The sequence below is a fragment of the Bartonella sp. TT29SHDZB genome (assembly GCF_042193395.1).
Lineage (GTDB): Bacteria > Pseudomonadota > Alphaproteobacteria > Rhizobiales > Rhizobiaceae > Bartonella.
Genome location: NZ_JBHILQ010000015.1, coordinates 24384 through 36132 on the forward strand (window position 1 = coordinate 24384; position 11749 = coordinate 36132).

The 11749-nt window shown below is 37.6% G+C and carries 8 protein-coding genes and 2 pseudogenes; 6 read left to right on the forward strand and 4 right to left on the reverse strand.

Features of this window, described 5'->3' with window-relative positions; translation table 11 throughout:
* The first annotated feature begins 958 nt into the window (after positions 1-958).
* The 3 genes and pseudogenes from ACFIJJ_RS07295 to ACFIJJ_RS07305 all read left to right on the forward strand — a co-directional run.
* A complete protein-coding gene (locus ACFIJJ_RS07295; RefSeq protein ID WP_375623901.1) occupies positions 959-1786 on the forward strand; it encodes a ferredoxin--NADP reductase in 828 nt (275 codons plus the stop codon).
* 19 nt (positions 1787-1805) lie between these two features.
* Positions 1806-1979, forward strand: a pseudogene (locus tag ACFIJJ_RS07300) (ferredoxin--NADP reductase); the annotation flags it as partial.
* A 44-nt stretch (positions 1980-2023) separates the two neighbouring features.
* A pseudogene (locus ACFIJJ_RS07305) lies at positions 2024-2409 on the forward strand (ferredoxin--NADP reductase); the annotation flags it as partial.
* Between the two features lie 2 nt (positions 2410-2411).
* On the opposite strand, the gene eda reads toward ACFIJJ_RS07305, so the two are convergent.
* Positions 2412-3077, reverse strand: coding sequence for a bifunctional 4-hydroxy-2-oxoglutarate aldolase/2-dehydro-3-deoxy-phosphogluconate aldolase (eda, locus tag ACFIJJ_RS07310; RefSeq protein WP_375646479.1), 666 nt, complete (start codon positions 3075-3077; stop codon positions 2412-2414).
* A 115-nt stretch (positions 3078-3192) separates the two neighbouring features.
* On the opposite strand from eda, the gene ACFIJJ_RS07315 reads away from it, so the two are divergent.
* The 3 genes from ACFIJJ_RS07315 (at position 3193) to ACFIJJ_RS07325 (ending at position 7149) form a co-directional block, all read left to right on the forward strand.
* Positions 3193-4110, forward strand: a complete 918-nt coding sequence (locus ACFIJJ_RS07315) for a rhodanese-related sulfurtransferase (protein ID WP_375623917.1) — start codon at positions 3193-3195, stop codon at positions 4108-4110.
* A 1246-nt stretch (positions 4111-5356) separates the two neighbouring features.
* Positions 5357-6490: a type III PLP-dependent enzyme gene (locus ACFIJJ_RS07320; protein ID WP_375623905.1), complete on the forward strand. Its 1134-nt coding sequence runs from the start codon at positions 5357-5359 to the stop codon at positions 6488-6490.
* Positions 6491-6564: 74 nt separating this feature from the next.
* Positions 6565-7149: a GNAT family N-acetyltransferase gene (locus ACFIJJ_RS07325; RefSeq protein ID WP_375623907.1), complete on the forward strand. Its 585-nt coding sequence runs from the start codon at positions 6565-6567 to the stop codon at positions 7147-7149.
* A 1063-nt stretch (positions 7150-8212) separates the two neighbouring features.
* Here ACFIJJ_RS07325 and ACFIJJ_RS07330 read toward each other — a convergent pair.
* The 3 genes from ACFIJJ_RS07330 to ACFIJJ_RS07340 form a co-directional block, all read right to left on the reverse strand.
* On the reverse strand, positions 8213-9784 hold the full coding sequence (locus tag ACFIJJ_RS07330) for a DHA2 family efflux MFS transporter permease subunit (protein ID WP_375623909.1): 1572 nt from the start codon (positions 9782-9784) through the stop codon (positions 8213-8215).
* Positions 9785-9808: 24 nt separating this feature from the next.
* Positions 9809-10903: an HlyD family secretion protein gene (locus ACFIJJ_RS07335; protein ID WP_375623911.1), complete on the reverse strand. Its 1095-nt coding sequence runs from the start codon at positions 10901-10903 to the stop codon at positions 9809-9811.
* Between the two features lie 170 nt (positions 10904-11073).
* Positions 11074-11466 carry a Fur family transcriptional regulator gene (locus ACFIJJ_RS07340; protein ID WP_375623913.1) on the reverse strand — a complete coding sequence of 131 codons (393 nt, stop codon included), beginning with the start codon at positions 11464-11466 and terminating at the stop codon, positions 11074-11076.
* Positions 11467-11749: the final 283 nt, after the last annotated feature.

Consider the following 11749-nt stretch of genomic DNA (forward strand, 5'->3'; position numbering starts at 1 on the left):
CATTGAGGTTCTTTACGATATAGGGAAAGGCTCTATTTGCTATGGTCAAAGTCATAAGGAGCTCATGTTGGATTATGCACCATGAAAGTCATTTTGTTATGTAAAATGGTACTCTGGATATAAGAGATGTTTTAGTTTTATTTGTGTTGTTATCAATACGGTATCTTCTGATAATTTGTAAAACATAGATTTTTATTTTTTTACTTATTTTCCCTCGTTGAGGCATCTTAAAAAAGAAAGCATAAGTTATTGTATTGTATCATTTTGAAGAGTGCAATGTTAGACTGTTGTTGCTGGTGTGATTGTTTTGATTAAATATTGCATTGGCTGCTTATGTAGAGAAGGAAAATGATTAAATTAACCACGTTAAATCAATGCATTACAAGTTTTCTACCATGAGGGGAAAGGTCACTCATCTGTGCAATTTTGGATGTCGTCTCATGTACTTAAAATTATTTTTATTGAATGGAAAACAGTGTGTAAACACTTTTTGATACATTAAAAACTGTTGATTTAGAAAACTCGTTGATTTGGATATTATTTGTTTTCAAGATGGATTGGGTATCCAATATTTACTTTCTAGTGTTTGATTGGTTTTAAGTGAAATCAATTTTATCGCTTATAGAGCGCGTTAGACTCATTCAACAAAAATTTTATCTCTCTTATTTTAAGGTTTTTGGTTATAAGTTTTGTCAAGTGAGAGAGTGTTATAGCGTTACAATGGAAATATGCATTATGAGTTAAAGGGGAAAAGAGTACCGAGATTGTTTAATACTCAATGTTTTGTTTTTCTTTGAATGGGGTTTGTGTTCGTATTTTCCTCATTTATTTAATTTTGGCATAAAAGTGTTAGCCGTGAGACTTTTGTTTTAAGAAAATTGTTGGCAGATGGTTGTGCAAGTACTATATCACGTTAAGGATTCGAAATTTAATGTTCAATAAAGATATAGGGAAGAGTATGAATACGTCTGCTACCAATGTTCCGTCAAGCATCAGCAGCGTTACAAATTTTCCGATTCCTGAGAATGTGTTCGCCCTTACTGTCCAAGAGGTTTATCACTATACAGATCGGTTATTTAAATTCCGTCTGAATCGTCCGGATAGTTTTCGTTTTCGTTCGGGTGAGTTTGTTATGATCGGTTTGCCAAATGCAGAAAAGCCGATTTATCGCGCTTATTCGATTGCAAGTCCCTTTTGGGATGAACAGCTTGAGTTTTTTTCGATAAAAGTTCCAGGGGGACCTTTAACTGAGCATCTCCAAAAAATTAAAATTGGTGATACAGTTCTCATGCGTAAAAAATCTACAGGAACGCTGGTTCTTGATGCTCTTATTCCTGGAAAACGTCTTTATCTTCTTTCAACTGGGACGGGGGTTGCTCCTTTTGCAAGTCTTGTTCGTGATCCTGACACTTATGAAAAATTTTCAGAAGTTGTCCTTATTCAAACAACGCGCGAAAAGAATGAGTTAATTTATGCAAAAGATCTTGTTTCCTCTTTGCAACAAGATCCACTCATTGGAGAGTATGCACAACAGTTGAGATTTTATCCTATGACTACTCGTGAACCTTCCGAGCATATGGGCCGTATTACAACTGTGATGGAAAGTGGGGACTTTTTTGAAACAACAGGCCTTCCTAAAATTCATCCTGATGAAGATCGGGTGATGATTTGTGGTTCCATGGCAATGTTAAAAGATTGCGCAAGGATGTGTGAAAGTTTTGGGCTTGTTGAAGGGGCCAATAATGCTCCTGCAACTTATGTTGTAGAGCGCGCTTTTGTGGAGTAATGAGTGGGAAAGTTGATGTTTTTTTGAAACAACCGGCTTTTCCCAAATTCATGCTGATGAAGATCGGGTGATGATTTGTGGTTCCATGGCAATGTTAAAAGATTGCGCAAGGATGTGTGAAAGTTTTGGGCTTGTTGAAGGGGCCAATAATGCTCCTGCAACTTATGTTGTAGAGCGCGCTTTTGTGGGGTAATGAGTGGGAAAGTTGATGTTTTATCTTCTTTCAAACCGGTATAGGTTTTTCCTTTTGCAAGCTTTATTCGTGAGCCTGACATTTATGAAAAATTTTCAGAAGTTGTTCTTATTTAAATAATGCGCGAAAAGAATGAGTTAATTTATGCAAAAGATTTTGTTTCCTCTTTGCAACAAGATCCACTCATTATGGGGCATATGCACAACAGTTGAAATTTTATCCTATGATCACTCGTGAGCTTTCTGAGCATATGGGGCGTATTACGACTGTTATGGAGAGTGGGTGCTTTTTTGAAACAATAGCACTTCCCAAAATTCATCTCGATGAAGATTGGGTGATGATTTGTAGTTCCATGGCAATGTTAAAAGATTGCGCAAGAATGTGTGAAAGCTTTGGTCTTGTTGAAGGGACTGATATTCTTGCACTTTAACATTATATTGTAGAAAGAGCTTTTTTCGAGGGAGAGGGAAGTTGTGATGCGGTGTATGCTAATGCAGTAATTGAATCCCAATCACTTATGGCAATAAGTTTTTGGGGCGCTATCCAAGAACCTCCAACACAGAAGACATTGGGCAGTTGGAGCCATTGTGGTGCACTTTTTTGTGTTATACCACCGGTTGGGCAAAACCGGATATCAGAGAAGGGAGATGCTAAAGCTTCGATGAAGGCAATCCCTCCAGCTGCTTCAGCAGGGAAAAATTTAAGATATGAATAGCCTTTATCTAATGCTTTCATGAGTTCACTTGTGGTCATTGCTCCGGGAAGAAGGGGAATTTCACTATTTTTTGCACAATTGATTAATTCATTGGATAATCCGGGGCTTACAATAAACTTGGCTCCAGCTTGTTCGGCTTGTTCGTAGTGTGTCGTGTTGAGAACTGTTCCAGCTCCAACAATGGCTTCAGGGACTTCTTGTGTAATCGTCTGAATTGCTTTGAGGGCATTTGGTGTTCGCAAGGTGATCTCAATTGTTTTTAATCCGCCTTTGACAAGAGCACGTGTTAAGGGTACAGCACTTTGTAGATTGTCAATGAGCAAAACAGGGATAACAGTTTGTCCTTGGAGATATAATAAAAGCTTTTCTCTTTTTTGGCACATGATATTTTTTCTTTTTGGAGATGATATTATTTGTATCGTTTGATTAAGCACAATATGTTAAAGAGTAAATGAATAGATCTTGAAATTGAATGAAACGCGCGTTATGGCAAAACACATGGAAAAGAATTTTAAAGTTGCTGCACTTTATTGCTTTGCAGATTTGAAGCATTATCGTCAATTACAAAAACCTTTGCAGGATTTATGTCAAGCAAAGGATATCAAAGGAACCCTCCTTTTAGCACAAGAGGGAATTAATGGAACAGTTGCTGGTTCTTGTGCTGCGATTGAGGCATTGGTGGACTTTATTACGGCTGAGCCAGCGTTTCAAACGCCCGAGATTAAATATTCATGGGCATCAAAAATGCCTTTTCATCGCATGAAAGTGCGGTTGAAAAAAGAGATTGTGACAATGGGGGTTGAAGGGGTTGATCCGCTAAAAGTTGTTGGTACTTATGTCGATCCTGAAGATTGGAATGCTCTTATTCAAGATGAAGAGACAATTTTAATCGATACACGGAATGACTATGAATATGCAATCGGGAGTTTTCAAGGAGCGATTGATCCGCAGATTAAAACATTTCGCGAATTTCCTGAATGGGTGCGTAAACATGAGGCTGAGTTAAAGAAAAAAAAGAAAATTGCCATGTTTTGTACAGGTGGTATTCGGTGTGAAAAATCAACAGCTTATGTTCGTGATCTTGGTTATGAGAAAGTCTACCATTTAAAAGGTGGCATTCTAAAATATTTAGAAAAAATTCCAAAAGAGAAAAGTTTATGGTGGGGTGAGTGCTTTGTTTTTGATGAACGTGTTTCTGTTCAACATGGTCTTGAAGAATGTGGTCGCGAATTGTGTCGCGCATGTCGTTCTCCTCTTAATGCTGAAAGCAAATTATCGCCTCATTATGAAGAAGGTGTTTCCTGTGATGCTTGTTATAACACGCGTAGTGAAGCCGATAGAGAGCGCTTTCGTGAGCGCCATAGGCAGTTTCAATTGTTGAAGTTGCGTGCAATTGATTCTCATCAAGGGACATAAGGATATCGCAGTATAGGGCTTTAAATTGTAGCGTTTTTCTCTTAAATTTAAGAGAGAAGAGTTTTTTAATATTGGTAGAAAAATATTTTATAAGACCGGATATTATTCGGTCTTTTTGTTTATGTTAAATTATTTGACTTATAAATAATCATTATAGATTGTTTGCTTTCTTTGACTTTATAGGATTGAGTATTTCAAATACTTTTCATTTTAAAATAGACAAAGTTATTTACGAACAATTTAGCACATTGATTCATAATTATTGGCTGTTTACATCTTTGAATAAGAGATCATGAATATCATCATGATTTTCTCATTCCAAGCCTGTTTTTATGGTTGAATCAATAAAAACCATATCTCTTCCACGTTACAAGCGGGGAAAGTCATGTGGAGTAAAACAATACAAGAGAAGATGTGCCTCTTATGAATCGTCTCAAATGTCAAGGGCTGTCACAACATTGGGGGCTTAGTGTGTGATGATGATCAGCTTGCTCTTTTATGAAGCCTAAAGATAGTGGGTTCAATAAATTTTATATTATTTCATTGGGGGTATCATTCTATCATTTACGGGTGCTGGTGCGAAATGGGCTCGAGCACTTTAAGAAATATTTCTTTAAAGAAAATACGTGAAGATATAACCCAACTATATTCCGTTTGGGGTATGCTGTTTTACATGAGGGGAGTGATCCCATGAAAGTGGATGAATGACTTTGTTTGCAGGGGGAGAGTGTTGTTTTTTTGCACCCATTTTATCTTTAAGAATTAAAAAATGTTTAAAATTAAAAAAATGATTGAAATGAGAAAGGATTCGTTTTATAGGATGCCTTGCCCAAAGTCGCACGTGCCTGTGGGTGTCCGCTGGTTCTCAAATGGTGAGATTAACCGGTACGGTACCTGGAACTAACCGCTCCAGTCATTCTTACAGCCAATTGCAAGAATGAGGACATCTTGAAGCAACGACGGTGCGGGCCTTTCTGGTGTCTTCCAGCTTTTAAACGCTGGGATAACTATAGAGGCACACCTCATTGCCTTCAGTGCGGAAGTGGTTTTCTCAACTCCAATCAAAAAGGCAGATAAAATAGAATAACGCGGTTTCGCGCTGTTCTTTCGCTGCATGCAATGCTAATTTCTGGTTTTTCGTAATCAGAATGGGGATGGTTGTTGTGTGTTTTTTGTCCTTTAGCTTTTGGTAGCTTTGGCTGTCCAAGCATAGAGTGGGGGAGCATTCCCTCAAGGAGAATTGCAGATGGCAACGCAACGTATTCGCGATTTTCTTGCAACACATCGTTCTGAAGGTCCATGCTTAATTGTTGACCTTGATGTTGTTCGTGACAATTATTTAAACTTTGAAAAAGCTTTGCCGCAGTCTCGTATTTTTTACGCAATAAAGGCTAATCCAGCACCTGAAATCTTGAGTTTGCTGAGTTCTTTAGGATCTTCTTTTGATGCGGCTTCTGTTGCAGAAATTGAAATGGCTTTAAAAGCAGGAGCAACGTCAGAGCGTATTTCTTTTGGGAATACGATTAAAAAAGAGCGTGATATTGCACGGGCATATGCACTGGGAGTTTCACTTTATGCCGTTGATTGTGTTGAAGAAGTAGAAAAAATTGCGCGTGTTGCTCCAGGAGCACGTGTTTTTTGCCGTGTTCTTACCGATGGAAAAGGTGCTGAGTGGCCATTGTCACGCAAATTCGGTTGTGTTCCTGCTATGGCGGTTGATGTGCTAAGACGGGCACACCAATTGGGTTTGCAAGCCTATGGTGTTTCTTTTCATGTTGGGTCTCAGCAGGTTGATCTGAGTGCATGGGATCGTGCTTTATCGGATGCTGCTACAGTGTTTAAGCGTTTGGAACAAGAAGGTATTTCACTGAAATTGGTGAATATGGGGGGCGGTTTTCCAACGCGTTATTTGAAAGATGTCCCGACAGAACAAGCTTATGGTACAGCAGTTTTTGATTCATTGAAAAAGCATTTTGGTAATCGTATCCCTGAGACGATTATTGAGCCAGGACGTGCGATGGTTGGCAATGCTGGTGTTATTCGTACAGAAGTTGTTCTAATATCTAAAAAAGCTGATAACGATAATGTACGATGGGTTTATCTTGATATTGGGAAATTTAATGGTCTTGCTGAGACTATGGATGAAGCCATTCGTTATCCTATTGAGACACCTCATGATGATAAGGTGATGGAGCCTTGTATTTTGGCTGGACCAACATGCGATTCGGCAGATGTTCTCTATGAAAAAACACCTTATCCGCTTCCTCTATCCCTAACAATAGGAGATGAAATATTGATTCATGGAACTGGTGCTTACACAACAACTTACGCATCGGTTGCTTTTAATGGCTTTGAGCCTTTACGATCATATGTGATCTGACATTTCCTTTTAACTATAGTTTTTTTGATTTTTTGCTATGCTCGTCATGGCGCTGTAAGAGGGCGGTTATAGAGATGAACATGATTAATTTTCAAACAAAAAATGGGGCATGTTTTACACTTTTATTGGAGCAAGAAACCGATAAGCCTTATCGAGAAATTTTGCTTGATTCAATGATGGGGTATGGACGTAAACGTAAATCATCAGAGGCTTTACGTCGTGGTCGTTTGGCTGCTCAAGGGCTTTCTTTTGTGGTTAAAAATGCGCTTGGAGAGCTTGTGGGAAGTGTTCGTCTTTGGCATGTTTCTTTTTCTAAAGGAAAAAATGAAACACAACATGCTTTACTTTTAGGCCCCTTGGCTGTTGCTGCTGAATGTGCTGGTATGGGAATAGGATCAATTTTAGTCCGCCATGCAATTGAAACAGCAAAAAAATTGGGATATGGCGCCATTTTGCTGGTAGGGGATTTTGAATTTTATCAACGTTTTGGCTTTTCAAATAGTTTAACAGAAAATTTGGCAATGCCTGGTCCTTACGAAAAACATCGCTTTCAAGCGTTGGAACTGATACCAAACTATCTTGCTGGGTGTTATGGCACTTTGGTTCCTAGTGGAGAACGAGAAGTTTCAAATCGTTTTCAGCATCATAAAGTCGCTTAAAGATAGTGTTTATTTTGTTTTTCAGCAGCTGCCATTGAGGAGAGCATATTGTTTTGGCTCGTGCCAAGGTATTTAGCGCTACAAAGTTTTTGGGGAGTTCTATTGCGATTTTATTATATGGCTGGTTTCTTATTTTTGATAATTTCAGTTCAGTGAGTAGGAATATATTTTAAGCTCATTTTTTGAAATAGCGTCCTATCTTATAATATTAAAGGAATCAGATTTTTGAGTTGTCTTGTATTCTTTTAAAGTCGGTATCATCATACAGTTTTCCAGTTTTCAATATCGTTGGTCGATCTTGCATCAAAACGATTCGGTATTTTACTTTTTTCTTAAACAGTTTTTATTTCTTTGCTTTTTATGTGCAAGGGAATGGTTTTGATTGATTCAATAGAGAAATTTTATACAATTTTAGCGCTTGTTGAAAGAGAAGGGGCTTAAGAAAGAAAAATATGCAGCAGTAGAATCAAAATTATAAGTATCAGCTTTTTTAAAAGAGTGTAAAAAAATAAAATTACATGTTCAAAAGCAGCTTTTTTGAAAAAAATATATCATTACTTTTTTTGCTATAAAGGTAAATCGTTTTGCAATTGGCATGAGAGTATCAAATACAAAATGATTTTCTCATATAAAATTTTGCATTCAGAATCAAAAAAACGTTATCCTACACATTATAAGGGAAAATAGGTGCGTGAATAAAAATCACAAGAATCATAAATCTTTTATGAATATTCTTGTAAGAATCAAAAGAGATGAAGGGCAAAGAATCTTTTAATCGTTTGTGCCCTATGGTGATAAATCAAAAATCTTATAGAAATAGCTGCTTTATCTTTATAGTGTGGAGCACGTTAGGTAAGCTCTTTGTTTATTATCATCTAAAGCAATTTTGCATGTGAGAAGTTATTTTAAAAGTGCGTAAAGAGCCTGCATTCAAAAGAATTTTTATCAGAAGAATCATTGAGAATCACATATTAATTTATATTGTCTCTTGAGAAGAGATAAAGTGATAAAAATCGAGGAAAGGGATAAGGATATAAAAAATATTCTTCAACTTTAATGAAGCTTAGTGACTTGGTGGTGAATCCATGAGGGGTGGTATTTTTCTGAGAAAAATAGTCATAAACGCCAAAACGCTAAAGATGATGGTTATGATAAAGAAAATATCACTAAAAGCCATAATCATTGCTTGTATGCGGACTATATTAAACAATTGAGAAAGAGCAAGAGTATAGGAATCAAAGGTTTCTGTTTTGAACAATAAAGTAAGCTTTGAAAGCATTTCAGTTGCTTGTCTGTTTGCGTGGTTAAGTGTTTCGGCTATTCGTCCATAATGGAAGTCCGTGCGTTTTGTCATGAGCGTGCTGATAATGGCAAGCCCCACAGCACCACCTAGATTCCGTGTGAGATTAAAGAGTCCAGAAGCATTTTGCATTCGTTCTGGTGGGAGTGTTCCCAATGCAATATTATTAATAGGAACCATACATAACATTACAGAAGCACCACGGAAAACTTGCGGCCAAAAAAGCTGCCAAAAATCCCACTTATCTGTGATAGCGCTTGCCATCCAAGTGCCTATTGCAAAACCAAAAAGTCCTATTGCCATCATTAAACGTGCATCCATTCGTGCTGAAAGGAATCCTGCAAGGGGAGCCGTTAATAACATGACGAATCCTGAAAGAAACAATGTTTCTCCAATCATAAGGGCATCATAATGGCGGATTTGGCTCAAATAGACAGGATAAAGGTACGTGAGTCCATAAAGACCTATCCCCAGTGAAAAGGAAAAAATGGATGCAGCTGAAAAATTAAAATTAGAAAAAGTAGAGAGATCTACAATGGGTTCTTTTGCTGTAAAAGCACGCCAGAAGAACAAGGTGGCAGCAAGAATCATGATAATGAACAAATTCCGAACCAGCCTATCATTCAGCCAATCATGACGTGCGCCTTCTTCTAGTACATACTCTAAAGTTCCTAGAAAAACAGCCATAGAAATGAGCCCCAACCAGTCAAATTTAGCCATGAGAGATGGATTTGCTTTATCAAAATCAATCAACTTCCAAGCGAGAATTGAAATAATAATCCCAAAAGGCACATTAATGAGAAAAAGCCAGTGCCATGATAAGATATGACAAAGATAACCTCCGATCGTTGGACCAATGGTGGGGGCTAATGTTGCGACTAGTCCAACAATAGGGGTAACAATTGGGCGTTTGGAAGGAGGAAAAAGAACATAAGAGGCGACAAAAACGCTTGGGATAATTCCACCACCAATAAAGCCTTGTAGTGCGCGATAGATAATCATTTCTCCAATAGATGTTGCTGTTGCACAAAGAACAGAAGTAATCGTAAACCCGATCGCTGATATGGTGAAGAAAACACGTGTTGAAAGCAATCTTCCTAAGAATCCAGAAAGGGGCAACATGATGACTTCAGCGATGAGATAGGAGGTTTGAACCCATGAAATTTCTTCAGAGCTTGCTGTAAGCCCCGCTTGAACTTCGGCTAAAGAGGAGGCAACGATTTGTATATCCAAAATCGCCATGAACATGCCAAAGGCCATAACTATGAAAATCACAATGTTACGGATTTCTATGCGCTCTTGAGACTGTATGGGCTTTGGTATTGAAGATGTCATAATAATGAGGTCATTTTCTTGTTATTATAAGAGACTTATATCTTGTGGTTTTGTACGTGTATCAACTTCTACTGAAACACTCATTCCTGCTCGGATATGTCCGGTCTTTAAGACTTCTTCTGGAATAGAAATACGTACGGGAATGCGTTGGACAATCTTTGTAAAGTTACCGGTAGCGTTTTGTGGAGGAAGAAGAGAAAAAACAGCACCTGTTGCGGGTGAAATAGAAAGCACTGTTCCTGTAAAGACCTCCTTTTTGAAGGCATCAACAGAAATATAAGCCTTTTGTCCCGCATGAATATTTTGCAACTGTGTTTCTTTATAGTTTGCTTCAATATAAAGTGCATGGATGGGGACTAACGCTGCAAGACGTTGGCCATTTACAACAAAATCTCCCGTTTTTGCTGTTAAATTTCCTATGATTCCATCAAATGGCGCGCGTATAATGGTTGAATCAAGATCACGTTGTGCTTTTTCACGCGAAAGTTCTAAACTCTTTGTTTGGCTTTCTGTTTCACTTCGTTGTGCTTCTAGTACTCGGATATTTGCACGTGCTGCAGCGATTTGTGCATCTGCTCTGTTAACATTTGCAATGGCTTGTTCATAAGCTGATTTGGCATCATCGACCTCAGATTGAGGGGCATAACGATCGGCTTTCAGTTCTGTTACACGTTTTAAGGTGAGTTGTGCATTGGTTGCTATAGCTGAAGCGGCTGCTTTTTGCGCTTTTGCATCATCTAAAGCACTATGAGCGGCTGTGATTTGTGCATCAATGCGTAGAAGTGTTTTTTTCTGTGTGTTAAGATGCGCTTCTGTTTGATCTAAGGCTATTTGATAATCACCATTGTCTAAGTAAAATAAAACATCGTCCTTTTTTACAACTTGGTTGGCTTTAATAGCAATTTTTTCAATATATCCATTTAATTTAGTCGCAATAGCGGCTATATCTCCTTGTACATAGGCATCTTCAGTGGAGAGCATATAACGCCATTGTGTTATCCACTTATAGCTAAACCAAAGCACAAAAATTGCAGAGACAATAAGAAGAGCCTTGATTACTTTCCTTTGTTGCTTTTTATTGAAATTTTTGGCTGAAAAAATTGTCTCAGATATGGACATGATTTATACTTTCAATATTTATGTTCTAACGAGTATAATAAGCCTCTCACTCTAGGGTAGGGTGATATATACAGACGATAAGAGCTTTTCAAACAATAAGGCGATCTCTGGTACATAATGCTAAATATATAAACTTGCAAGTTAGAGATCTTGTTTTCAAGTTAGAGGTCTTATTTTATTGCGCATTTTTTACAAAGACCTCGTACTTCTAGGGTGCTTTTGTGTGCTTGGAAGTCAACCGCTTGAACCATCTGTTTTAAACTCGATACAATCGTTTGATTTTGTATTTCGTTGACTGTGCCACAGTTTTCGCAAATTATAAACGTTGTAAGTTCATGTTGACAGTTTTCAGGGTGTAAACAGACCATAAAGGCATTTACACTTTCAAGACGATGAATACACTTTAACTGTACGAGTTTTTCTAACGCACGATAAACTTGGAGAGGTGCACGAAAACCTTCTTCGCGTAAATGGTCGAGAATCGCATAAGCACTTAAAGGCCCCTTTGCATTTTTTAAAGTGTTTAAAACCAATGTTTGGTTACGCGTCAGTTTAGATGACATTGACATCTTCCTTTTGCTCTCATGGAAAAGCATAAAGCGTGTAAGATATTTATGCAATGGTGATTATAGAATATGTACTCTATCTTTCTTTAGCCTTTGATATGACATCATTGCAATATGTAAGAAAAGTTGCAATCGTTGTGAGGGGAGGGGTATTATACTCTGAAAGCCGCTGCTATCTAGCAAGGAACTTTTACAAGCTTCTTATTTTTCCAATAAAATCTTGAAATAGGATTTTTTGTTACAATTTTATTGGTAATGTTTGGGGCATTTTATTTAAAAA